The sequence below is a fragment of the Salipiger sp. PrR007 genome (genome assembly GCF_010499845.1).
Taxonomy (GTDB): Bacteria; Pseudomonadota; Alphaproteobacteria; order Rhodobacterales; family Rhodobacteraceae; genus Salipiger; species Salipiger pacificus_A.
Genome location: NZ_JAAGOZ010000083.1, coordinates 139,666 through 162,911, shown reverse-complemented (window position 1 = coordinate 162,911; position 23,246 = coordinate 139,666). Strand labels below are relative to the sequence as shown.

Genomic DNA, 23,246 nt, shown 5'->3' with positions numbered 1-23,246 from the left:
CGCTTACGCGTCGGCCTTCATCTCCGGCACGTTCGGCGTATCTTCTTCGCGCTTGGCCTTTGTGGACCAGATCCGATCGCGCGCCGGCGTCGGCAGCGGCTTGCGGTTCTGGCCGAGGTGGATGTGCACTTTCCCGATGAAATAAGCCGAGACCGGTGCCGTCATGAACAGGAAGGCAATGATCAGCAGCTCGTGGTAGGACGGCGCGCCGGAGGCAAAGGCAAAGAGCACCGAGGCCAGTAGGATCGAACCCACTCCCAGCGTCGAAGCCTTGGTCGGCGCATGCAGCCGGGCCATGGGCGCCTGCAGTTTCAGCAGGCCGATCGAGCCCACCAAGGTGAACAGCCCGCCGATGACCAGCGCCGCGGCAATGACGATATCGAGGATGTCGTGGCTCATTCGATGATGTCTCCTCTCAGCACGAAGCGCGCCACGGCGACGGTCGAAATGAAGCCGAGCATGGCGATGATCATAGCGGCCTCGAAGTAGATCTGCGTTGCCCCGGCGATGCCCACGAGGATGATCAGCGCCACGGCGTTGATCGACAGCGTGTCGAGCGCGAGGATGCGGTCGCCGCTCCGGGGGCCTTTCACCAGCCGGATCATCGTCAGCAGCAACGACAGGCTCACGGCGGCAAAGGCGAAGATGAGCGCATAGGTGACAATCATTCGAAAATCTCCTTCAGGCGGCGTTCGTAGCGGGATTTGATCTTGCGGGCGACCTTCTCGGGGTCCTCGGCATGCAGGGCGTGCACCAGCAGCGCGTGGCCCTCGTCCGAGAGGTCGACCGAGACCGTGCCTGGCGTCAGGGTGATGGTCCCCGCGAGCGCGGTGATCGCCTCGGGGGTGCGGATGTCGAGCGGGATGTTCACCCAGGCCGAGCGGATGTTGCGATTGGGTTTGAAGAGCACGATCAGCGCCACGGTGACATTGGCCGTGATGATGTCCCAGGCGACGATCAGCCCATAGGGGATGAGCCTCCACGGCCGGGTCACCTGCGGCCGGTTCGGCCAGTACGCGGCTGTGGCGAAGGGCAGCAGCACGCCGAGGATGACCCCGAATACAAGGCTGTTGATCGAGGGCTCGTTCGCCAGCAACTGCCAGATGATCACCAGCGCAACCGACAGCAGCGGGTGCGGAAAGAGCCTTTGCATGAAACGCGCGGCCATCACTGTCCTCCCAATGCGTCGTCGGTGGTTGCCTCGGTGCCGGGCTCATGGGACTCGTCGGCGGGCAGTTCGTGGCCGCCGGCGTTGGTCTCATGGGGATCGGCGTGGTCGTCGCCGTGCTTCTCGATCGCCTTGCCCGGCGTCTCGAGCACGGTGGAGATATAGGGCTGCGGCGCAAAGAGTTGCGCGGCGGTGGCGTCGAGTTGCCGGGTCACCGGACCGGCGAAGACGGTCAGCGCCACCAGCAGGCTCACCAGCAGTCCGATGGCCAGCATCGGCAGCGGCTGGTTGCCGCCCGTGGGATCGTGGATCTCACGCGCGCCCTGTGCGTCCTCGGGATCGTCCACCGAGCCGCATTGCTCGACCGCGAGCTGGTGCGGCTTCCAGAAGATCGTCGAGCCCGCGCGGGAAAAGCCCACCACGGCCACCAGCGACGAGCCCAGCACCACCGCCCAGACCCAGCCCATCAGCGCGCCGCCCTCGGCCGCCTCGAGGATCAGCAGCTTGCCGAGGAAGCCCGAGAGCGGCGGCAGGCCCGTCATGGCGATGGAGGCGATGAAGAAGAGCCCCGCCACCAATGCGCCCCCAGCCATGGGCAGCGCTGCGGTGAGCTCTCCTGCGACGCTGCCGCGGCGCTCGCGGATCACATCGACGACGAGAAAGAGCGCCGCCGTCGCCAGCGTCGAATGCAACGCGTAGTAAAGCGCCGCCGAGATACCCGCCGGGGTGAACTGCGCCACCGAGGCCAGCAGCATCCCCATCGAGCCGATCACCGAAAAGGCGACGAGCCGCCCGATCTCGCGCGTGCCGAGCACCCCGATCATGCCAATCGCGAGGGTGATCAGCGCCAGCGGCAGCAGCCATTCCTCGTGTGCGCCCGACATAAGAGGCAACGAGGGCGGGAAGATCATCGTGTAGACGCGGATGATGCCATAGGCACCCACCTTGGTCATGATGGCAAAGAGCGCGGCGACGGGGGCCGGGGCCTCGGCATAGCTCGAGGGCAGCCAGAAGTGCAGCGGCAGAAGCGCCGCCTTGATCGCGAAGACCAGCAGCAGCAGCACGGCTGCGACGCGCAGCCCGGCAGAGTTCTCCACGTCCGCCGCCGCCACGCGCTGCGCCAAATCCGCCATGTTGAGCGTGCCGGCCTGCGCGTAGAGCGTGCCGAGCGCGAAGAGGAAGAGCGTCGAGCCCAGCAGGTTGTAGAGCATGTACTGCACGCCCGCCCGGGTCCGCGTCGCGCCGCCCGAATGGACCATGAGCCCGTAGGAGGCAATCAGCAGCACCTCGAAAAAGACAAAGAGGTTGAAGGCATCGCCGGTGAGGAAGGCGCCCATGATGCCCATGATCTGGAACTGGAAGAGCGCGTGAAAATGCTGTCCGCGGCGGTCCCACCCCGAGCCGATCGCATAGATCAGCACCGGCAGCGCCAGCACCGCCGTCAGCAGCACCATGGTCGTCGCCAGCCGGTCCGCCACCAGCACGATGCCAAAGGGCGCCTGCCAGTTGCCGAGCTGGTAGATCGTCACCGTGCCATCGCTGGCCTGTATGTAAAGACCGATGGCGATGGCAAGCGTGGCCACCAGTGAGGCGACCGAGAAGATCCGCTGCAGGGTTTCGTGGAAGCGCGCGGCAAGCACGATGATGGCGGCCATCATGGCCGGCAGCAGCACGGGGGCGATAATCCAGTGCATCATGCGCGGGACTCCTTCTCGTCGCCCTGTCTTGCGTCAGGGTCTTCTCCGGCGCGGCGCTCGCGGGCAAGCTCCCGCGCCTCGTCCACGTGGTCATCATTGGCGTTGAGGTAGGAGGCCAGCGCGATCATCACCACCACGGCGGTCATGCCGAAGGAGATCACGATGGCCGTCAGCACCAGCGCCTGCGGCAGCGGGTCGGTGTAGCTCGTCACGTCGTCGCGCAGGATCGGCGGCTGGTTGATCACCAACCGGCCAGAGGCGAAGAGGAAGAGGTTCACGGCGTAGGTCAGCAGCGAGGTGCCGATGATCACGGGGAAGGTGCGCAGCCGCATCACCATGTAGATGCCCGCGGCGGTCAGCACGCCGATGGTGGTCGCGATGAGAAATTCCATGGATCAGGCCCCCTCGTTTTCGATATCGCGCGAGGGGTCGATGTCCATCGCATGCTCGCTGGGCTCGTCGCCGGAGCGACGTGCCATCCGCGAGAAGCTCTCGAGCGACAGCAGTACGGCGCCGACCACCGCGAGGAAGACCCCGAGATCGAAGGCCATGGCCGAGGCAAGCTCGAACTTCTCCAGCCCCGGCAGCGTCACGTAGCCGAAGGTCGAAGTCAGGAAGGGTTTTCCGAAGAGCCACGCGCCGATGCCGGTGAGCCCGGCGATCAGCACGCCCGCGCCGATCACCCCGTGGTAGGGGTAGCGCTGGCGCTCGTTGGCCCATGCGAAGCCCGAGGCCATGTACTGCATGACCACGGCGATCGACACCACGAGACCCGCGACGAAGCCGCCGCCCGGTTCGTTGTGACCGCGCAGGAAGATATAGGCGCCGACCATCAGCACCACGGGCAGGATCAGCCGGGTGACCACCACCATCATCAGCGGGTGGGCGTCTCCGGCCTGTTCTTGGTCCGGCACGCGGTTGAGCAGGCGCGCGCGCACCGGCCCGGTCAGCAGCGCTTCGGTCACCGCGTAGATCACCAGCGCGGCGATGCCGAGCACGATGATTTCGCCGAAGGTGTCATAGCCCCGGAAGTCCACGAGGATCACGTTGACCACGTTGGTCCCGCCGCCGCCGTCGTAGGAGTTGTCGAGCATGTAGTCCGAGATCGTCCCCATCGCAAAATCGCGGCGCAGGATGGCGTAGGTGAGCCCCGCGGTGCCGAGGCCGGCCACGGCCGCGAGGATCCCATCGCGCATCCGGCGCGAGACCGGAGACTCGATGGGCGTGGTGTTGGGCAGGAAGTTCAGCGCCAGCAAAAGCAGGATGATCGTCACCACCTCGACCGAGATCTGCGTCAGCGCAAGATCCGGCGCGGAAAGGTAGTTGAAGGCGATCGACACCATGGTGCCGATGACTCCCATCAGGATCAGCGCCGTAAGGCGGTTGCGGTGGAAGACCACGATGAGCCCGGTGGCGCTGACGATGAGGATCCAGCCCGCCAGCGGCAGCGGCTGGATCGGCAGCATCTCGCGCGTTACCGGCCCCAGCGTGCCGGTGAACCAGGCGTGGGCGGCCACCACCAGCACGGTCACGGTGAAGACCGATGCGTAGCGCGAGAAGCTGCCGTTGTTCAGCCCGCCCGTGAGGCGCTCCGCGCCGCGGGCACAGAGGCCAATGAGGGCGTCGAAGATCTGCTTTGCCTCGGGGCGCGGCGCGGCGTCCCAGCCCCTGAGCAGCGGGGTGAAGAGCGCAAGCAGGATCAGGCCGCCGACGGTGGCGATGATCGACATGATCAGCGCCGGGGTGACGCCGTGCCAGAGCGCGAGATGCGCGCCGGGAACCTCGGCGACGTCTCCGATCACCGCGGCGGTCACCAATTTGACCACCGGTTCCGCGAGGAAGGGCAGACAGCCCACGACGACCACGATCAGCCCGAGAAAGGCAGGCGGCCCCCACATGCCGAAGTTCGGGTCGTGCGGCGTGTGCGGATAGTCGTCACGGGTCTTGCCGAGGAAGGCATGCGCGATGAAGCGGAAGCTGTAGGCGGCCGAGAAGATCGCCCCAAGGGTCGCCAGCACAGGCACCAGCCAGTGCGAGCCGAAAAGAACGGTGTGCGAGGCTTCCTCGAGGAACATCTCCTTGGACAGGAAGCCATTGAACAGAGGGATGCCCGCCATGGCCAATGCGCCGACGATGGCGATGGTCGCGGTCATCGGCATCAGGTGGCGCAGCCCGCCTAGGCGGCGGATGTCTCGGGTGTGCGCCTCGTGGTCGACAATGCCCGCGCTCATGAAGAGCGAGCATTTGAAGGCCGCATGGTTGAGGATGTGGAACACCGCTGCCATTGCGCCGTAGGCCGTGCCTGTGCCGAGAAGCATGGTGATGAGGCCTAGGTGCGAGACCGTCGAGAAGGCCAGCAAAGCCTTGAGGTCATGCTTGAAAAGACCGATCACGGCGCCAAGGACCATGGTGATCAGACCCGCCGAGGTGACGATCCAGAACCACTCCTGCGTGCCCGAGAGCGCCGGCCAGAGCCGCGCCATCAGGAAGATGCCCGCCTTCACCATGGTTGCCGAGTGCAGGTAGGACGAGACGGGCGTGGGGGCCGCCATGGCGTGCGGCAACCAGAAGTGGAAGGGGAACTGCGCCGACTTGGTGAAGCAGCCGAGCAGGATCAGCAGCAACGCCGGGACATAATAGGGCGAGGCCTGGATCACGTCGCGCCGCGCGAGGATCTCGGTGATCTCGTAGGTGCCGGCCGCGGAGCCCAGCAGCAGCATGCCCCCGATCAGCGCCAGACCGCCCATGCCGGTCACGGTGAGCGCCATGCGCGCGCCCTGGCGGCCCTCGGGCAGGTGCTTCCAGAAGCCAATCAGCAGGAAGGACGACAGCGAGGTCAGCTCCCAGAAGATCAGCAGCAGGAGGATGTTGTTCGACAGGACGATGCCAACCATCGCGCCCTGGAAGAGCAGCAGGTAGGTGTAAAACTCGCCCATGTTGTCATCGCGCGTCAGGTAATAGCGCGCGTAGATGATCACCAGCGCCCCGATCCCGAGGATCAGCGCGGCGAACATCATCCCCAACCCGTCGAGGAAGAGCGTCACGTTCAGCCCGATCGCGGGCAGCCAGTCCACCGAGGCGGTGACCGTCTCGCCGGCCCAGATCGCGGGCAGGTGGGTGACCAGCCCCAGCAGCGCGGCGAGGGTGACGAAGAGAGTCGTCATCCCGCAGGCGCGTCGACCGGCCTGAATCATCAGGCCGGGCAGCAGGGCTCCGAGGAAGGGAAGGAGCGCAATGATGAAAAGTGACATGGAACTCCCTGATCGTCGTTGGCGGCGTCGAGAGAAGGCAGCCGATTTCACACCATATCACAACCCGAAAACAGCCATTCTGACGTTAATTTCAGGAAAGTTAGCCGAATTCTAACGGTAATGTCAGGTCGAAATATTCGAGCCAAGTATTGCGATTGTTACTTGGGGTTACTATAGGCGTGAAGTCCTTTAGGTAGATCGGCGGGTGCGCGAACAACCTAGGGTATATTAGGCTATGTGCGTATTTGACGCAGCCGGGCGCGCGCCCACTCCGGTGGTTTCCGGGCCGGTTTTCTGCCTTGGACCCTGCCGCCGAGCCGCATGTGCCCTGCGCGGCATCGGCTGAGACCGTCACCCGGCCCGGTCCTCGGGGCCCTTCTCCTTGTCTGGCGCTTTTCGGGCTGCTAGTCGGACGTGTAAGCTCAATCCCCGACGCTTTTACTTCGGGAACAACGCGAGGCAGGCAGCAGTGGCGCACCCCCGTTTGGAGATCCGGAACCTCGTGCGGCGGTTCGAGGGGCGCGCCGTCGTCGATGACGTCTCGCTGACCATCGAGCCGGGACATGTGACCTGCCTTCTGGGACCCTCGGGCTGCGGCAAGTCGACGACGCTGCGGATGATCGCCGGGGTCGACATGCAGGACAGCGGCGCGATCTTCGTCGACGGCAAGCTGATCTGCGACACGGTGTTCCGCGTCCCCCCCGAGCGCCGCGCCATCGGCCTGATGTTCCAGGATTTCGCGCTCTTTCCGCACCTTTCGGTGGGCGAGAATGTCGCCTTCGGTCTCAAGGGCGCCGCCAGCGCCAAGAAGGGCCGCGCGGTGGAACTGCTCGATCGGGTGGGGCTGGCGCATTTCGTCGACGAATACCCGCACCAGCTCTCGGGCGGCGAGCAGCAGCGCGTGGCGTTGGCCCGCGCGCTGGCGCCCAAGCCACGCATCATGCTGATGGACGAGCCCTTCTCCGGCCTCGACAACCGCCTGCGTGACGGTATCCGCGACGAGACGCTGGCGGTGCTGAAGGAAGAGGGCACCTCGGTCCTGCTTGTCACCCACGAGCCCGAAGAAGCCATGCGCATGGCCGACGAGATTGCCTTGATGCGCGACGGCAAGATCGTCCAGCGCGGCGCGCCCTACAATATATATAACGCCCCGGCCGACAAGGCCTCTGTGGCATTCTTCAGTGATATCAACTCTCTGCGTGGAAAGGTTCAGGGGGCGCTGGCGGAGACGCCCTTTGGTCCCTTCCTCGCGCCCGGCGTGCCCGACGGGGGCGAGGTCGACATCGTTTTCCGCCCGCAGCACGTCGGCATCGACTTCGACCGCGGAGGGCGCGGCCCCAATCCGACGCAGATGGCCGGCACCCCGGCGCGCGGCGTGGTGGAGCGGGCGCGCTTCATGGGCTCGGAGAGCCTCGTTGAATTCCGTATGGATTTCGACGGCGGCACGATCCGCGCGACGGTGCCCAATGTCTTCCTGCCGAAACCCGGCACGCCACTCTGGCTGACCGTGCGCCGCGACCGCTGCTTCGTCTTCCCGGCCCGGGACTGACCCTCAGGCCAGCGCCGCCAGCGAGAGCAGCGACAGCGCGCTTGTCCAGATCGTGACCGCCGCGATCCGGTCGGTGCGGATGCTGTGCAGCAGCGCCAGCGCAAAGGCCATGGCACCCGACGGCCCGGCTGCCAGCAGCGACACCTGCGCCTGCCACAGATCGCTCGCCCCGGCGAGCCAGACCGCCAGCGCAACCAGCAGAGGGAAGCCGACCAGCTTCAAGGCCGCGTAAGTTGTCACCACCGCCGAGGGCCGCAGACTCTGCCCTGACAGCAGCACGCCGAGCGCAAAGAGCACCAGCGGCGCGGTCGCCGCCCCGGCGAAGCGGCAGGCGGTGAGGATCGGCTCGGGCAGCGTCAGGCCTGCGAGGTTGACCGCGACGCCGAGCAGGATGGCGCTCAGCGTGGGGTTCACCGCGAGCCGCCTCAGCGCCGGCAGCGGCCCGGCCGAGGGGCGGGCGATGAGGTCCGCGCTGATGATGAAGAAGGCAAAGGCGACGGCCGTGTCCCAGGCGACCACGGCGGTCACTGGCAGCGCTCCGTCCTCGCCGTAAAGCAGCAGCGCGATCGGCCGGATGTAGAGCAGCGAGTTGACGAAGACCACGCTCATCGCCAGCAGCCAGGCCTCGAGCGTCTCGCAGCCAAAGGCGCGACGGGCGAGCGCGTAGGAGGCGCCGAAGGCCAGCGCCTCGCAGGCGCCGTAAGTCAGCAGCGTGCGCAGCTCGAAGTCGGCGAAGGGCACCGTCGCGATCACCAAGAAGATCAGCCCCGGCTGCATCACCATCAGCGCCACGCGGTTGGCCGAGGCTGCATCCTGCCGACCGAAGACCCCGCGGCGTCCGAGGAGGAAGCCGAGCGCCAGCAGCGCGAAAACCGGCAGGATATCATGGGTGAGGATGGTGAGCATGGGAGGTCTCGTTCGGGGCGCCCGCGTTGGGGGGCTGCGGCGCCGTGGGTCAGGCGGGCATCAGATCTGGGGGGCGCCGGGAAAATGGCTGGCGCGCAAGGCGGGCAGGTTCAGGGTGCGGCGGCGCAGAAGGCCGTGGTCCGAGAGCCTCTTGATGAGCTCGGGCGTGGCTGTGCAGACCTCGTTGTAGAAGCTGCGCAGGGCCGTTTCGCCGCCTTCCTTCTCGATCGTTGCAAAGAGCGTGTTGAGGCTGACCGCACCCTCGCCGCGCGCCTGCGGCTTCAGCTCGGCGCGGTAGGAGCCCCTGTCCAGCCGGAAGCGGTAGGCCGAGAGGAAATGCGCCCAGTCCGCCGCGTGGAAGTGCCCGAGTTCGGTGTCTGGCAGCGGGTGCTCGCCGGGATTCAGCTGATCGCCGAGCCTCACGTTGTGGATGCGGATGTCGAGCCCCTCGGTGCCGGGCCGGAAGAAGAGCTTGCCCGCCACATGGCTCAGGAAGCCGCCCGAGAGATGTCGACCCCAGGTGGGAAAGCACGCTTCGGCAGCGCGCTGGCGGGCCGCCTGGTCTAAGGGGAAGGCCTTGAACAGGGTCTCGGCCTGGTCCGGCGCGGCGGCGAGGGCTTCGACCGGGCGGACGCGGGCGCAGAGGCAGTCGCGGGGCAGATCCGCCAGTTGCTCGGCCAGGGGGCGGGCGGGCAAAAGGAATTCGTCGACGTCGACATGCGCCAGCCAGTCCAGCTCGGGCTTGCGGTTGTTCGCGTGCCGCGCGTTTCGGGTCTGCCGGACCTGGTGCGTCTCGGGGCGCTTGCCGCGCTTGGCCCACCAGGCGGCATCGGTGGTGACGACGCGCACCTTGGGGTGGGCCGACAGCGCCGCCGCCGCCGCGGGGTCGGCGTCATCGAGGTAGATATAGAGCCGCTGCGCGCCCTGCTCGAGGTGCCAGGCGGCGAAATCGAGGATGCGGGGCAGGGGCGCATTCGTGGTGGTGACGGTGCCCCAGCGGATCACGGCAGGGCTCCGAAGATGCGGATCACGGCGGCATCGGGGTCGAAGGGGTGCTCCAGCAGCATGCCATGCGCAGCAAGCCGGTCGCGCAGCGCGGGCGTGTCGGCGCAGACTTCGTCGAAGAGTGCCCGCAGCCCGGCTTCGCCCTCTTCCTCCATGAGATAGCCGATCAGCTCGGCATGTCCCATCTCCGGACGCTCCGAGCTTTTCCGGTAGGAGCCGAGGGTGCGGCGAAAGCCCAAGTCGGCGCGGAACTGCGCCCAGCTGCGCGCGTGCAGGTGGCCCAGCCAGACCTCGTCCAGCCGGTGGCGGTTGCTGGCCTCGGTGCCGCGGTATTTCAGCGTGTGGATGCCGAGCCTCGTGTCCTCTATGCCGGTGCGGGCAAAGACCTTGCCCGAGGTATGGCTGAGGAATCCGCCGTAGAGATGTGCGCCGAATGTCGGGTAGATCTCTTGCAGCACCGCCTTGGGCTTGCCGGCGTGCTTGTGGGTGAGCTTGAAGCGATGCGGCAGGCCATCCTCGCTTGCCAGCGCCTCGGCGGGAGCGACGCGCGCGACGGCGGCGGAAAGCGGGACTTCGCAGAGCAGCTCGGCCAGCGGCCGCTGCGGCAGCAGGACCTCATCGACGTCGATGTGACCAAGCCAATGCACCCCCAGCCCGTCCCGCAGGCTTTGCGTCGCATTATAGGCCTGCCGGACCTGATGCGCTTCGGGTCGGGCGCGGCCGCTGGCCTGCCAGTAGATCGCATCGCACTGGGTGACGCGGATCGCGGGGTGGCGCGTGAGGAAGGCCGCGGCCTCGGGATCGGGCGCATCGAGGTGGATGTGCAGCGCCGCGGCCCCCAGTTCGAGGTGATGCGCGGCAAAGCGGGCGATCTCGGGCAGCGGCGCGCGGATGGTCGAGGTCAGCCCCCAGCGCAGCGTCTCTGACGTGACTCCCCGATGGCTGGCAGGCACTGGAGCGGGCGCGCCGCCTGTCTTTGCCCCATCGCGCCGGGCCTGCCGTTGGCGCATGGTCTTCAGCCGGGAGAACACCGTCCGGTCGTCGGCGATTAGCATCTCGAGCAAGCGATGGGCGAGCGGCTGGATCACCCGGTCGCCCTCGGCCTCACGCCAGAGCCGCCCGATCATGTTGACGTCGAGCCCGCCGCTCGGCAGCGCGTAGCCGTCCATCTCAAGCGGCAACGGGCCCTGTGCCTTGCCGTCGAGCGCAAAGGGGCGGTGGGCCATATGCCCCGAATAAAGCCGTTCGCTCTCGTAGAGCTTCATCGTGCCGAAAAGCGTGCTCAGCGCCAGCCCCACGGAGCGCTGCACGGCGCTCAGCCCATGATCGCCGAAGGTGGTCACCGAGGACACCAGCCAGCGCGGGTCGAGCTGCTGCAAAAGCGCCGGGGCCTCTTCGGCCCAGAGCCGCTGGAAAAGCCCCGGGGCGTGGGCGGGGAACACGCGCTTGCGCAGGTGCGCGATGAGCAGCGCGTTGAGAAATACCAGCTCCGACCGCCCGGTCAGCTCGCGCCGCAGCGCGTGGCGCTTCCGGTGATGGTTCGAACGGAAGGGCGGCGCCTCGGCGGGATCTGCATCTGGCTCGGGGACGATCTGCGCAGCAAGCCCGGCGAGCGGCGTGTCCATCGGTGGCAGCGCTTCGCCCGGCGCGAAATCGAGCGCGTCCCGGCGCCCCTCCATCTGGGTGAGAATGGCCTCGATGCCGCCGGGATAGGGGGGTGACTTCTCTCCGCTCATGGCGCGGAGACTGGCGCCATCTTACGGCACAGGCAATCTCCCGCAGCCGCGCGCCGGCGCATGGATGGCCAGCGTCGCCTTTCCGCCACGGCCCGGCGGGGTCACTCCATGGCGAGGATCATGTTGCGCACCACCGGGTAGATCTCGGTCTCCCACCTGCGGCCGTTGAACACGCCGTAGTGTCCGACGTTGGCCTGCAGGTGATGGCGCTTGAGATGCGGGCGCAGCGACGCGCAGAGGTCATGCGCGGCCGCGGTCTGTCCGAGCCCGCAGATGTCGTCGCGGCCGCCCTCGACGGTGAGCAGCGCGGTGTGGCGGATCTTGCCAGGGTCGACCTTGCGGCCGCGGTAGCTCAGCGCGCCCGTGGCCAGTTCGGCCCTCTGGAAGATGCGCTCGATGGTCTCGATGTAGAACGCCTCGGTCAGGTCGAGCACGGCGAAATACTCGTCGTAGAACTCCTTGATCTTGTGTGCCTTCTCGGTCTCCCCGGCAAGGATGTGATCGTAAAGCTTCCGATGCGTCGCGCGGTGCCGGTCCATGTTCATCGACATGAAAGCCGTGAGCTGTACGAAGCCCGGGTAGACCTTGCGCCCGGCGCCGGCATAGCGCCAGGGCACCCGGGCGATCACATTGCGCTCGAACCACTCGATGGGTCTCTGGTTGGCCAGATCGTTGACCGTCGTGGGGCTCTCGCGCACGTCCACCGGCCCGGCCATCAGCGTCATCGAGAGCGGCGTTGCCGGGTTGCGGTCCTCGGACATGACGGCGACCGCCGCCAGCGCCTGCACGCAAGGTTGGCAGACCGCGAGGATATGCGCCCCGGGGCCGATCTCCTCGAGAAAACGGATAACGTAGGAGATATAATCCTCGACACCGAAATCCCCTTCGGAAAGAGGCACATCTCGGGCGTTCTTCCAGTCGGTGATAAAGACGTCATGGTCACGCAGCAACACCTTCACCGTGCCCGCCAGCAGCGTGGCGAAATGGCCCGAGAGCGGCGCGGTCACCAGCACCTTCGGCTGCGGCGTGTCCATGTCCTTGCGGAAATGCAGCAGTGTGCCAAAGGGCAGGTCGAGCGCGACCTCCTCGACCACCGGCACATCGCGATTGTCGACCCTCACTGTTGAGAGGCCGAAGGCCGGGCGGTCGTGGCTCAGCCGGAATCGCGAGATCATCTCCAGCGCCGCGGCGTTGTGGCGGGTCAGTTGGGCAAAAGGGCCGTTGAGGCGCGGCATGAAATTGAGGCCCTGCATCGCCGCCATGCGGAAAGGGGCGATAAAATCATCAAGTCCCTGGTATCCGGCGTAGAGCACGTCGTTTTCCCTTCCCTGCCTCGCGAAAAGGCTAGCCAGTTCGATGCGCCCGATGCGACAAGAAAATGAGGTCTCGCGTCGAGAGGCAGCACCGAGGGGCAGTCATGGCGGAAGCAACGCTCACCATTTCATCGAAGAATTACTCGTCCTGGTCGCTGCGCGGCTGGCTGCTCTGCCGCATGGCGAGGCTCGATTTCACCGAGGAGATGGTCGATACCTCCGACGCCACCGCCCGGCAGGAACTGCTGCTGCTTTCGCCTACGGTGCGGGTGCCGCGGCTGATCCACGGGCGGGTGCAAGTCTGGGACACGCTGGCCATTGCTCAGTACCTGAACGAGATTTTTCCCGATGCCGGTCTCTACCCCGAGGATATCGCTGCGCGCTCGCATTGCCGCTCGATCTCGGGCGAGATGCACTCGGGCTTTTACAACCTGCGCTCGGCGCTGCCGATGAACCTCAAGGCACGGCACCAGAGCTTCAAGATCTTCTCTGGCGCGCGGCCCGACGTCGAGCGGATCAAGGTGATCTGGCACGAATGCCTCGATGCCTATGGCGGACCGTTCCTCTTCGGCGCGAAGCCCTCGGTGGCCGATGCGATGTACGCGCCCGTCTGCACCCGCTTCCGGACCTACGCGGTGCAGCTTGAGGATCGTCTCCAGCCCTACATGGAGACAATTCTCGACTGGGCGCCGATGAAGGAATGGACCGAAGGCGCGCTGGCCGAGCCTGACGAGATCGTCGAACTCGAGGTCGAATTCTAGCGCGCGAGTTTGCGGATTCCGCGCGCGATCCCCTCCAGCGTCATGGGCACCATGCGCTCCTCGAAGATCTCGCGGATCATGTCGATGGACCGAGTGTAGCCCCAGTGTTTCTCGGGCACCGGGTTTATCCACAGGTGATCGGGCCATTGCGCTCGCGCCCGGCGCAGCCAGACCTCGCCCGCCTCCTTGTTCCAATGCTCGTTGGCCCCGCCCGGCACGGCGATCTCGTAGGGGCTCATCGAGGCGTCGCCGACGAAGATGCACTTGTAATCCGGGCCGTAGGTGTTCAGCACCTCCCAGGTTGGTATCTGGGCATCCCAGCGCCGTCGGTTGTCGCGCCAGAGGCCCTCATAGAGGCAGTTGTGGAAGTAGTACTGCTCGAGGTGCTTGAACTCCGCCCGCGCCGCCGAGAAGAGTTCCTCGACCACCTTCACGTGCGGATCCATCGAGCCGCCAACGTCGAGAAACAGCAGCACCTTCACCGCGTTGCGTCGCTCGGGGCGGGTCTTCACGTCGAGATAGCCGTGCTCGGCGGTGGCACGGATGGTGCCGTCGAGGTCGAGCTCCTCGGCCGCCCCGTCCCGCGCCCAAGCCCGCAGCCGCTTTAGCGCCACCTTGATGTTGCGCGTGCCCAGCTCGACCTGGTCGTCGAGATTGCGGAACTCCCGCTTGTCCCAGACCTTCACGGCCCGCTGGTGGCGGCTTTCTTCCTGGCCGATGCGCACGCCTTCGGGATTGTAGCCATGGGCCCCAAAGGGCGAGGTGCCGGCGGTGCCGATCCACTTGTTGCCGCCCTGGTGCCGACCCTGCTGGTCGCGCAGCCGCTCCTTGAGGGTTTCCATAAGCTTGTCGAAGCCGCCCAGGGCCTCTATCTCGGCGCGCTCCTCGGGCGTGAGGTGTTTCTCGGCCATCTTGCGCAGCCAATCGTCGGGCAGGTCGAGCGCCTCGAGCATGTCATCGAGCGATACCGCCTCGAGCCCCCGGAAGGCCTCGGCAAAGGCGCGGTCAAAACGGTCGAGATGGCGCTCGTCCTTCACCAGCACGCTGCGCGCGAGGTAGTAGAAGCCGGTCACGTCGTACAGCGCCAGTCCGGCCTTCAGCGCCTCGAGGAAGCTCAGGAACTCGCGCAAGGAGACCGGCACCTGCGCCGCTCTCAGGGTTTCGAAAAATCGCAGGAACATCGGCCACCTCCGCGCGGGATGATGCCGCGCGTTGCAGGGAGCCTCAACCCGGGTCTTCTTCTCTTGCAAAATACGTCGAGAGATGAGCCCCAAAGACCAGTCGCCGGGCTTAGAACGCCAGCTTTTCCACGAAGATCGTCAGGATCAGCGCGACCAGCGAGAAGGCGATGCCATAGACCGCGACGAATTGCGCGATGTCCGCCTTGTTGCCCTTGCGGCGCGCGGCGGTCATCCCGCCGATGATGGCGCCAAGAATGGCTCCCGCGATGACGATCATGTGGTTCCTCAGCTCCCTTGCACCGGGTCGAGGGCGGCCCGCCTGCGCATCTGCGCACCGCCGTCCCAATCCGGGCCGAAGCCGTAGCGCGCCCACCCCAGAGAGTCCAGCCGCAGCGCGGCGGCCTCGGCGCTGCGCCCAAGCCCATCAAGCGCCTCGGCGCGCAGGGTCATAAGGCTGGCCAGAAGCGCGGCGTTCTCGTGCCGGCGGGCCACGGCTTCCTGCGGGGCGGTCAGCGTCAGTGCTTCCTCGGGGCGGCCGCTCCTGAGCGCCAGCGCGGCCAATTGGGCGGCGGCATAGGCCTCGTGAAGCCGGGCGTCAGGCAGGGTCGAGAAGATGCGCAGCGCGGCGCGGAACTGCGTTTCGGCCTGCGCCGGTTCGTCGCTGACCAGCAGCCGGCCGAGGGCGAAATGCGTGAAGCCGAGACGGTGATCGGTCCAGCCCTCGGCGCGGGCGAGGCGCAGCGCCTGCTCGGCGGCGGCGCGGCGCCGCGGCAGCGGTTCGGAGGTCCCGAGCGTGGTCTGGATCGCCTCGACCCAGGCGCGCGGCGTGGGCGCGAGGCGACGGTCGGGCACGTCCTGCCCCGCCGGGTTGAGCCTTGCGAGGATCGCGGGCAGGGCGGCGGCCACCTCGGCGCGCGCCATCCCCGAGCGCAGCGCCGGGTCGTAGAAGGCGCGCAGCACCAGCATGTCGTAGCCCGAGAGCACGGTATGCACGTTGTCATCGTTGAAGACGCTCTCGCCGAGCCGGTAGAGGTCATTGAGCGGGCCGAGCGCCTGCGCGATTTCCTCGTGCAGGCAGTCGCGGATTTCCTGCGGCGCGGCGTCGGAGGGCAGGAAGACGGCGGCGGTCTCGCGTTCGCGCACCTCGGTCCAGCTCGCCTCGCCGGCGTTCTGCGCGCGGCGATACTCGCTCCAGGAGCTGACACCGGGAATGACGAAACAGGCTGCCTGCGGCAGCTGCTTGCGGATCTTCTCGCGCGGCACCGGGACCAGCGTGATGTTGGCCTCTCCGCGCTTCACCTCGGTGATGTCGATCCCGGCCTCCTCGCGCAGTCGGCGCAGCAGCCGGTCGAGATCGGGCGCAAGGCTTGCCGGCGCCGTGCCTGCCACCCGCAGGGTCACCGGTCCCTCGAAGCGGCTGAAGACCGGCAGCGCGCGCCCCGATTCCAGCGAGAAGGCGAGATCGAGGATGTCCCGCGCGATCTGCGTGTTGCCGGCCTGCGGGGGCACCGGGTTGGGCGCGCCGAAGCGGCTGGCGAGCGGCGGGCTCACCTCGGGTGCCACGGTGGCAGGGCCAGCGGCACGGCTGACGCTCTCGGGCGCCATCGGCGCGCAGGCACCGATCAGCAGGCCGAGGAAGAGAACCAGCCGCCGCATCGCTCAGCGCCGCTGGTATTTGACGAAGGGGGTGACGGTGCCGATCCGGTCGTAGAGCTGCCGTGCGGTGGCGTTGAATTCCTGCGTCATCCAGTAGACGGAAGGTGCGCCTTCCGCATCGGCGGCGGCATAGACCGCCTCGATCAGCGCCCTGCCGACGCCCATCCCGCGCGCCTCGGGCGCGGCGTAGAGGTCCTGCAGGTAGCAGACATTCTCGATCCGCCAGCAATGGCGATGAAAGACGTAATGCACCAACCCAACAGGCACGCAGTCCACCAGCGCGAGCAGCCCGTGGAAATCCTGCGGATCGTCCCCCAAGAGCCGCGCGAAGGTGCTGGCATAGACTTCCTCGGGCACGGAGGACTCGTAGAAGGTGAGATAGCCGGTCCAGAGCGCGCGCCACGCGGCCTCGTCCCCGGCCTCGAGCGGCCGGATGGTCAGGGAGTCTTGGGACATGCTGCCTCTATGCGTTTCTTTTGGTTTATTTATCGTGAACTGCCCGGGGCTTCGCGCCCTCTGCTGCGCCAGTATAGCCGGAGCGGCCCCGGGTTTGTCCCGCGAAAGAGAAAGACGCCGCGAAATTCTGATTTCGCGGCGTCAGAAAATGGAAAGTGACCTTGGGTCAGCAGCTTAACCTGTGCAGCGCTGCAACAGCCGGCTCAGACCATCATCTCCTTGGTGGCCGAGAGGGTGACACCCGGATAGTCGCGCTCGACCCGGTCGATGTCCCACTGCATGCGCGTGAGGTAGACGATATCGCCGTCGTTGTCGTGGGCGATGTGCTGCTTGTTGGCGTTGACGAACTTCTCGACCGACGCCTTCTCGCCGTGCACCCAGCGCGCCGAGGTGAACTGCGAGGGCTCGAAGCGCACCGGAAGCGAGTATTCCTGCTCGATCCGCGCGCCCAGCACCTCGAATTGCAGCGCGCCGACGACGCCGACGATGTAGCCCGAACCGATCGACGGCTTGAAGACCTTGGCGGCGCCTTCCTCGGCGAACTGGTAGAGCGCCTTTTCCAGATGCTTGGCCTTCATCGGATCGCCCGCGCGCACGCTTTGCAGCAGTTCCGGAGCAAACGACGGAATGCCGGTGACTTTCAGCGTCTCGCCCTCGGTCAACGTGTCACCGATGCGCAGCTGTCCATGGTTGGGAATGCCGATGATGTCGCCCGCCCAAGCTTCGTCCGCCAACTCGCGGTCGGCGGCGAGGAAGAGCACCGGGTTGGAGATCGCCATCGGCTTCTTGGTGCGCACATGGGTCAGCTTCATGCCGCGCTCGAAATGGCCCGACGACAGGCGCACGAAGGCGACGCGGTCGCGGTGCTTGGGGTCCATGTTGGCCTGCACCTTGAAGACGAAACCGGCGACCTTCTTCTCGTCGGGGGCAATCTGCCGCGGATCGGCCGAGGTCGGCTGCGGCTCGGGGGCGAGCTCGCCGATGCCGTCCATCAATTCCTTGACGCCGAAGGAGTTGATCGCCGAGCCGAACCAGATCGGGGTCATATGCCCCTCGAGCACCGATTGCGGGTCGAGCGCGGGCAGCAGTTCGCGCGCCATTTCGACCTCTTCGCGCAGCTGCTCGAGCAGGTCGGCAGGCACATGTTCGGCGAGCTTCGGGTCGTCGAGGCCGCTGATCTTGATCGATTCCGCCACCCGGTTGCGGTCGGCGGGATCCATCAGTTCAAGACGGTCGTGGATCATGTCGTAGCAGCCGACGAAATCGCGGCCCATGCCGATCGGCCAGCTGGCGGGCGTCACGTCGATGGCAAGGTTTTCCTGGATCTCGTCGATGATCTCGAAGGTATCCCGCGCCTCGCGGTCCATCTTGTTGCAGAAGGTCAGGATCGGCAGGTCGCGCAGGCGGCAGACCTCGAAGAGCTTGCGGGTCTGACTTTCCACGCCCTTGGCGCCGTCGATGACCATGATCGCCGCATCCACCGCCGTCAGCGTGCGGTAGGTGTCTTCCGAGAAGTCCGAGTGGCCGGGCGTGTCGACGAGGTTGTAGCGGAAGTTGCCATACTCGAAGGACATTGCCGAGGCGGAAACCGAGATGCCGCGCTCCTGCTCCATCTTCATGAAGTCCGAGCGCGTGCGCCGCGCTTCGCCCTTGGCGCGGACCTGTCCGGCCATCTGAATCGCCCCGCCGAAAAGCAGGAACTTTTCGGTCAGCGTGGTCTTGCCCGCATCCGGGTGCGAGATGATCGCGAAGGTGCGGCGCCGCGCTATCTCGGGCGGCAGGGTGGGGCGGTTCGAAGCGGTGTCCAGCATGAGCGCGCGTATAGGTGTGGGCGGGGGTTTTGTCTATGGGGAACCGCGTCGCGCCGATGGCGGTTGAGGCTTCAAAAGGAGACCCCGGATGACCAAGGACCACGCCCCGTCGATCAAGGACCCCGACCTCTATGAGACGCTGCGCGACAAGGGCTACTCGGAGGAGAAAGCGGCGCGCATTTCCAACGCCAAGGCCAATCCCGACATGCACCCGTCCGAAAAGGGCGGCAAGGCGCCCCCCTACGAGGACTGGACCAAGGCGGAGCTTTACGAGCGCGCTCAGGAGATCGGCATAGACGGGCGCTCGAAGATGACAAAGGCCGAACTGATCGACGCCCTGCGTTCCCACTAGGATCTGAGCATGTAGGCCGCTTAGGCGGGTGCATTTGCTAAGAGCAAAAGTCCGACGGCGGCCCGGCGCGCAGCCTTCTGGGCAAAGATAGCTCCGGGGAGCCCCCCGCCGCGCGACGGGGCAGATGGGTCAGCTCACCCCGCCGACGATTGCCGCAGGATCTCCGCCGCGTCGGGCCGCTGCAGGAGCGTTTCCTGCACCTCCAGCTCCGGCTGATCCGAGGCGCTGTGCCGCGGCAGCAGCGCGCTCACCTGCTCCGACAGCTCGGCTGGCAGCACGGCGCGCGTGCGGGTGTCGACCAGCATGGATTCCGCCGCGATGCCCTCGGCGTAGATGATCTGGTGATGGTCGAAGAGCATCTGGTAGTAGTCCACGAAGCCGCCTTCCCGGCGCAGGATTGTCTCGCCGTTGATCAGGTGGCGGGCGCGCAGCAGCAGCTCGGAACGGCCGGCGCCGAGCCGGTCGCGGCGCTGGTAGACAAAAAGCCGGTGGTCGGGGCTGACCAATAGGTCTCGGGCGGCGTTGAGCGTGCCGGCGCGGATCAGGATTGGCGCGAAGGCACCGACCGCACGCAGCGTCTGCTGGCCGATCCAGCGGATCTCCTGCGCGCCGTCGTCGCGGGTCAGCACCCGGTCGCCGACCCGGAGGTCCTCCACGGCGCACTGCGCGCCGGACGCGAGGGTGATCAACGTGCCGGCGGTGAAAGACACGCAGGCAAGCTGGGCGAAGCGGGCCAGCGCCGTGTCGCGGTTGACCCCGATCAGCGCGTAATCCTTGCGCGGCTGCATCCCCGCGAGGGGCATCAGGTAGACTTCGGTCACCAGCCCGTCGGCGCAGGTTTCGACCAGTGCCAGCGCCTCGGTGATGGCGCCGTCGCGGCTCATGAAGGTTAGGCAGGCGTCGAGGTGCAGATCGGCGCCGCGCCGACCCAGTTCGCTGCCGAGGGCGATCTCGAAGGGTGAGGCGGCGGCGGGCAAGAGGGTCAGCCGCGCCGGGCGGGCAAGGGGCGAGAGCGCGTAGACATCGTCGGGTTGCAGCTCTTCGGCAAAGCTCAGCGCATCGCCGAGGTTGGCGCCGCTGACCACGCGCAGATCTCTGCCGCGGTATACCGTCACGCTGTGCGCCGGGCGGGCGGCGCCGGGCATCACACTGGAAAGGGCCTCTGCCATCACTCGTCTCTACCTGCGCGCGGGTCTTTCGGGGTTTCCCGAAATGCCTCCGCCCACTCCTACATTGCCCCGGGCGATGCGGTCCCCCGAGGCGCTCTCAGCCTACACGCCATTGTCTCTCAGGGGAATGTGTCATCATATGGCCCCGGACCCGGCGTTTTGCCGGCGGAGTGCACAGGGAGAAGAAGATGGATCTCGGGATCGCGGGGAAAACGGCGCTGGTCTGCGCCTCGTCGAAGGGGCTGGGGCGTGGCTGTGCCGAGGCGCTGGCCGAAGCTGGCTGCAACCTTGTCATGAACGCGCGTGGCGCCGAGACGCTCGAGGCCACTGCCGCCGAGATCCGCGCCACCTATGGGGTCGAGGTGGCCACCGTAGCGGCCGACATCGTCTCGGAGGATGGACGGGCGCAGGTGCTCGAGGTGGCGCGCGGCGCCGACATCCTGGTGACCAACGCGGGCGGTCCGCCTCCGGGCATATGGAGCGACTGGGACCGCACCGATTTTCTCAAGGCGCTTGACGGCAACATGCTCACCCCGATCGCCCTGATGCAGTCGCTGCTGCCGGGGATGATGGAGCGCGGCTGGGGCCGGGTCGTCAACATCACCTCGCGCTCGGTCAAGGCGCCGATCCTGCAGCTCGGCCTGTCGAACTCGGCGCGGGCGGGGCTCACGGGCTTTGTGGCCGGCACCTCGCGCCAGGTGGCCGAAAAGGGCGTGACGATCAACAATCTGCTGCCGGGCGTGCATGAGACCGCGCGCATCGTGCAGATGGACAAGCACGACGCCGAGAAAACCGGCCGCCCCATCGCCGAGATCAGCGCCGAGCGGGCGGCGGGCATCCCCACGCGGGAATACGGGCAGGCCGCGGATTTCGGGCGTATGTGCGCCTATCTCTGCTCGGTCCATGCACGGTTCATCGTCGGGCAGAACATCGTGCTCGACGGCGGCGAGACCCTGGCGACGATCTGAGCGAAGAGCCATGGCACGAGGACCCGACGGGCAGGGCGGCGGAGCGGGATTCTCGCTCGCCGACCAGTTGTTTAACCGCCAGTCTCTGACCGATCTGGGGCGCGATTTCTCGGTGCTGCCCGGCTTCGACGCGGAACGTTTCGTCGAGACCGCCTTGTCCCGGCTCGCCGGCCTCGGGGTGCACGCACGGCTCGAGGTGCTGGCCGAGGCGCTGGCCGCGCAGCTTCCTTCGGGATTTCCCGAAATGGCGGAGCAGGTCGAGGCAGCCCTGCCGGAGCCGCTCGATCCCACGCTCGGCGACGATGATTTCGGGCGGTTCATCCATGCGGTGCCGGGCGTTCTGGCGGTCAAGCATGGCATGGCGCATCCCGAGCGGGCGCTGGACCTGATCCATGCGGCCACGCAGCGCTTTTCGATGGAATTTGCGCTGCGACCCTTCCTCAACCGCTGGCCGGCCGACGTGCTGGCGCGGCTCGACAACTGGGTCGCGGATCCGAATTACCACGTGCGGAGGCTGGTCTCCGAGGGCACCCGGCCCAAGCTGCCCTGGGGCATGGGGATCAGCCTCGATCCGCTGGTGCCGCTGCGCTACCTCGACGCGCTGCATGCGGACAAGACGCGCTTTGTCACGCGCTCGGTGGCCAACCACCTCAACGATCTGTCGAAGATTGCACCAGGCGAGGTGCTCACCCGCCTCGGGCGTTGGCAGGAGGAGGCGCGGCAGGCACCCAGGGAGATGGACTGGATCACCCGCCACGCCCTGCGCACCGCGGTGAAGCGTGGCGAGCCCGAGGCGCTGGCATTGCTCGGCTATCGCCCGGATCTGCCGGTGGCGGCGCGGGTGACGCTTTCCTCCACGGATGTGAAGATTGGCGACAGGCTGGGCTTTGCGGTCGAGTTGGTTTCGCCCGAGGGCGGGCCTGTGCTGGTGGACTACCGCCTGCGCTTCCACCGTCCGGGCGGCAGCGCCGAGAAAGTGTTCAAGCTGAAGTCGGCCAGGCTCGTGCCCGGCACACCGCTGCGGCTGGACAAGCACCACCGGATGAAGGGCGATGCCACCACCTTTCGGCTGCATCCCGGTCCCCATGCGGTGATCGTGCAGGTCAACGGCCGCGACGTCGCGGAGGCGACTTTCGCATTGAGCGCCTAGGCGTCTCGCCTCAGGGCAGGGAGCCTGGCTTCGACCCGCGCGGCGACGAAGCGCGCGATCATCGGCCCGGTGGCGAGCACGATGATGAAGCGCAGCGTCTGCATGGCCATGACAAAGGCCATGTCGACGTTGCTGGCGGCGGCGATCACGGCAACGGAATCGGCGCCGCCGGGGCTGGTCGCGAGGTAGGCGGTCAACGGGTCCACCCCGGCGAAGACCACCAGTGCCGCCGCCATCAGCCCGCAGAGTGCCATCAGCAACAGCACCGAGATCACCAGCCTCGGCAGGGCGCGCGCGGTATGGCGGAGGATGTCACGGCTGAAGCGCAGCCCGATCGTCCAGCCGACAACCGCGTAGGCCAGCGCCATCATCCAGCCCGGCGTCACCGGCGCGAGCCACCCGAGCCCGTTCGCCGCCGCGCCCAGAAGCAGCGGGATCAGGAAGGTGCCTGCCGGCATGCGGGTGATCCGGGTCAGCACGATGCCAAGCGCCATGACGATCAGCGCGTCGCGCAGGCCGCGGTCCGGGACCGCGAACAAGGGGGCCGGGTCGCTGGCCATCTCCGGCGCGCCGACGAAGACACGCGCCACCAGCGATGCGCCCGCGGCGACCATGACCACCCGCAGGTATTGCATCACGGCGACAAGCCGAATGTCGGCGCCATGCGCCTCGGCGAGGAAGACCATCGCCTGTGCCGCGCCGGGCGACGCGCCCCAGACCGCGGTGTTGCCCGGCAGCACCTGCTTGAGCGCCAGCACGTAGCCAAGAAGCGCCGCTGCCGCGATCACGAAAACCACCCCGAGCGCGAAGATCGGCCAGTCCTGCGCAATCTCCGGCAGCACTGAGGCGGGGATTTGCCCGGCGATCATCGTGCCCACGGCTGCCTGAGCCAGTTCGAAGAGCGGGCGCGGCGTTGCGATCGCGCGCGGGCCCGACGCCAGCCCGCTCGCGGCCAGCGCGATGGCGGCGATCATTGGTCCAAGAAGCAGCGCCGCGGGGACATGCAGCAGCTCGAGCCCGGCGCCCAGGACCGCCGAGAGCAGGAAGACTGCGAGCCACGCCAGCAGGCGGGAGTGGGTGGGACGGGCCATGCGGCCTCCGCTCGGAACAAGGATGG

At 67.1% G+C, this 23,246-nt stretch carries 22 protein-coding genes; 5 read left to right on the top strand and 17 right to left on the bottom strand.

What is annotated here, in order from left to right; genetic code table 11:
• Positions 1-3: 3 nt before the first annotated feature.
• Genes G0Q01_RS24260 through G0Q01_RS24235 form a run of 6 tightly spaced genes read right to left on the bottom strand, consistent with a single transcriptional unit; the run spans position 4 to position 6,116 of the window.
• Positions 4-399, bottom strand: a complete 396-nt coding sequence (locus G0Q01_RS24260; RefSeq protein ID WP_108968931.1) for a Na+/H+ antiporter subunit G — start codon at positions 397-399, stop codon at positions 4-6.
• Complete coding sequence (locus G0Q01_RS24255; RefSeq protein ID WP_203595158.1) at positions 396-668, bottom strand: K+/H+ antiporter subunit F; 273 nt, start codon at positions 666-668, stop codon at positions 396-398. Before G0Q01_RS24255 ends, G0Q01_RS24260 begins: the two co-directional genes overlap by 4 nt.
• Positions 665-1,168: a Na+/H+ antiporter subunit E gene (locus tag G0Q01_RS24250; RefSeq protein ID WP_164189333.1), complete on the bottom strand. Its 504-nt coding sequence runs from the start codon at positions 1,166-1,168 to the stop codon at positions 665-667. Before G0Q01_RS24250 ends, G0Q01_RS24255 begins: the two co-directional genes overlap by 4 nt.
• Positions 1,168-2,865 (bottom strand): monovalent cation/H+ antiporter subunit D, encoded by a 1,698-nt coding sequence (locus G0Q01_RS24245; RefSeq protein ID WP_164189331.1) that lies wholly within the window; start codon positions 2,863-2,865, stop codon positions 1,168-1,170. The genes G0Q01_RS24250 and G0Q01_RS24245 overlap by 1 nt, the downstream gene beginning before the upstream one ends.
• Positions 2,862-3,257 (bottom strand): Na+/H+ antiporter subunit C, encoded by a 396-nt coding sequence (locus G0Q01_RS24240; protein ID WP_164189328.1) that lies wholly within the window; start codon positions 3,255-3,257, stop codon positions 2,862-2,864. The genes G0Q01_RS24245 and G0Q01_RS24240 overlap by 4 nt, the downstream gene beginning before the upstream one ends.
• Before the next feature lie 3 nt (positions 3,258-3,260).
• Positions 3,261-6,116 (bottom strand): monovalent cation/H+ antiporter subunit A, encoded by a 2,856-nt coding sequence (locus G0Q01_RS24235; RefSeq protein WP_164189326.1) that lies wholly within the window; start codon positions 6,114-6,116, stop codon positions 3,261-3,263.
• 469 nt (positions 6,117-6,585) lie between these two features.
• Here G0Q01_RS24235 and G0Q01_RS24230 point away from each other — a divergent pair, with 469 nt between their 5' ends.
• Positions 6,586-7,665, top strand: a complete 1,080-nt coding sequence (locus tag G0Q01_RS24230; RefSeq protein WP_164189324.1) for an ABC transporter ATP-binding protein — start codon at positions 6,586-6,588, stop codon at positions 7,663-7,665.
• A 3-nt stretch (positions 7,666-7,668) separates the two neighbouring features.
• On the opposite strand, the gene G0Q01_RS24225 is transcribed toward G0Q01_RS24230, so the two are convergent.
• The 4 genes from G0Q01_RS24225 to G0Q01_RS24210 form a co-directional block, all read right to left on the bottom strand.
• On the bottom strand, positions 7,669-8,571 hold the full coding sequence (locus G0Q01_RS24225) for an AEC family transporter (protein WP_164213930.1): 903 nt from the start codon (positions 8,569-8,571) through the stop codon (positions 7,669-7,671).
• 60 nt (positions 8,572-8,631) lie between these two features.
• Positions 8,632-9,576 carry a glycosyltransferase family 2 protein gene (locus G0Q01_RS24220; RefSeq protein ID WP_164189320.1) on the bottom strand — a complete coding sequence of 315 codons (945 nt, stop codon included), beginning with the start codon at positions 9,574-9,576 and terminating at the stop codon, positions 8,632-8,634.
• Complete coding sequence (locus tag G0Q01_RS24215) at positions 9,573-11,312, bottom strand: glycosyltransferase family 2 protein (RefSeq protein ID WP_164189318.1); 1,740 nt, start codon at positions 11,310-11,312, stop codon at positions 9,573-9,575. The genes G0Q01_RS24220 and G0Q01_RS24215 overlap by 4 nt, the downstream gene beginning before the upstream one ends.
• A gap of 101 nt (positions 11,313-11,413) precedes the next feature.
• On the bottom strand, positions 11,414-12,625 hold the full coding sequence (locus G0Q01_RS24210) for a polyhydroxyalkanoate depolymerase (RefSeq protein WP_370457143.1): 1,212 nt from the start codon (positions 12,623-12,625) through the stop codon (positions 11,414-11,416).
• Positions 12,626-12,729: 104 nt separating this feature from the next.
• On the opposite strand from G0Q01_RS24210, the gene G0Q01_RS24205 reads away from it, so the two are divergent.
• Complete coding sequence (locus G0Q01_RS24205; RefSeq protein WP_164189316.1) at positions 12,730-13,386, top strand: glutathione S-transferase family protein; 657 nt, start codon at positions 12,730-12,732, stop codon at positions 13,384-13,386.
• On the opposite strand, the gene G0Q01_RS24200 is transcribed toward G0Q01_RS24205, so the two are convergent.
• The 5 genes from G0Q01_RS24200 to G0Q01_RS24180 all read right to left on the bottom strand — a co-directional run bounded on the left by G0Q01_RS24200 (position 13,383) and on the right by G0Q01_RS24180 (position 18,490).
• A complete protein-coding gene (locus G0Q01_RS24200) occupies positions 13,383-14,567 on the bottom strand; it encodes a VWA domain-containing protein (protein ID WP_164189314.1) in 1,185 nt (394 codons plus the stop codon). The two genes, G0Q01_RS24205 and G0Q01_RS24200, sit on opposite strands and share 4 nt — an antisense overlap.
• 109 nt (positions 14,568-14,676) lie before the next feature.
• Positions 14,677-14,844, bottom strand: coding sequence for an apolipoprotein acyltransferase (locus G0Q01_RS24195; RefSeq protein WP_108968953.1), 168 nt, complete (start codon positions 14,842-14,844; stop codon positions 14,677-14,679).
• A gap of 8 nt (positions 14,845-14,852) precedes the next feature.
• Positions 14,853-16,223 carry a DUF2927 domain-containing protein gene (locus G0Q01_RS24190; protein WP_164213929.1) on the bottom strand — a complete coding sequence of 457 codons (1,371 nt, stop codon included), beginning with the start codon at positions 16,221-16,223 and terminating at the stop codon, positions 14,853-14,855.
• A 3-nt stretch (positions 16,224-16,226) separates the two neighbouring features.
• Positions 16,227-16,679, bottom strand: a complete 453-nt coding sequence (locus tag G0Q01_RS24185; protein WP_164189310.1) for a GNAT family N-acetyltransferase — start codon at positions 16,677-16,679, stop codon at positions 16,227-16,229.
• Between the two features lie 203 nt (positions 16,680-16,882).
• Positions 16,883-18,490 (bottom strand): peptide chain release factor 3, encoded by a 1,608-nt coding sequence (locus G0Q01_RS24180; RefSeq protein WP_164189308.1) that lies wholly within the window; start codon positions 18,488-18,490, stop codon positions 16,883-16,885.
• An 88-nt stretch (positions 18,491-18,578) separates the two neighbouring features.
• On the opposite strand from G0Q01_RS24180, the gene G0Q01_RS24175 reads away from it, so the two are divergent.
• Positions 18,579-18,842, top strand: a complete 264-nt coding sequence (locus G0Q01_RS24175) for a Rho termination factor N-terminal domain-containing protein (RefSeq protein WP_164189306.1) — start codon at positions 18,579-18,581, stop codon at positions 18,840-18,842.
• A 134-nt stretch (positions 18,843-18,976) separates the two neighbouring features.
• Here G0Q01_RS24175 and G0Q01_RS24170 read toward each other — a convergent pair whose 3' ends face one another.
• The gene (locus tag G0Q01_RS24170) at positions 18,977-20,011 is read right to left on the bottom strand and encodes a Hint domain-containing protein (protein ID WP_235940373.1); all 1,035 of its coding nucleotides are present in this window, start codon (positions 20,009-20,011) and stop codon (positions 18,977-18,979) included.
• A 188-nt stretch (positions 20,012-20,199) separates the two neighbouring features.
• Between G0Q01_RS24170 and G0Q01_RS24165 the strand changes: the two genes are divergently transcribed.
• Together G0Q01_RS24165 and G0Q01_RS24160 are read left to right on the top strand one after the other, a co-directional pair.
• Positions 20,200-20,979 carry an SDR family oxidoreductase gene (locus tag G0Q01_RS24165; RefSeq protein WP_164189304.1) on the top strand — a complete coding sequence of 260 codons (780 nt, stop codon included), beginning with the start codon at positions 20,200-20,202 and terminating at the stop codon, positions 20,977-20,979.
• A gap of 10 nt (positions 20,980-20,989) precedes the next feature.
• Positions 20,990-22,129, top strand: a complete 1,140-nt coding sequence (locus tag G0Q01_RS24160; protein WP_164189303.1) for a hypothetical protein — start codon at positions 20,990-20,992, stop codon at positions 22,127-22,129.
• On the opposite strand, the gene G0Q01_RS24155 is transcribed toward G0Q01_RS24160, so the two are convergent.
• Positions 22,126-23,220: an AbrB family transcriptional regulator gene (locus tag G0Q01_RS24155; protein WP_164189301.1), complete on the bottom strand. Its 1,095-nt coding sequence runs from the start codon at positions 23,218-23,220 to the stop codon at positions 22,126-22,128. The two genes, G0Q01_RS24160 and G0Q01_RS24155, sit on opposite strands and share 4 nt — an antisense overlap.
• Positions 23,221-23,246: the final 26 nt, after the last annotated feature.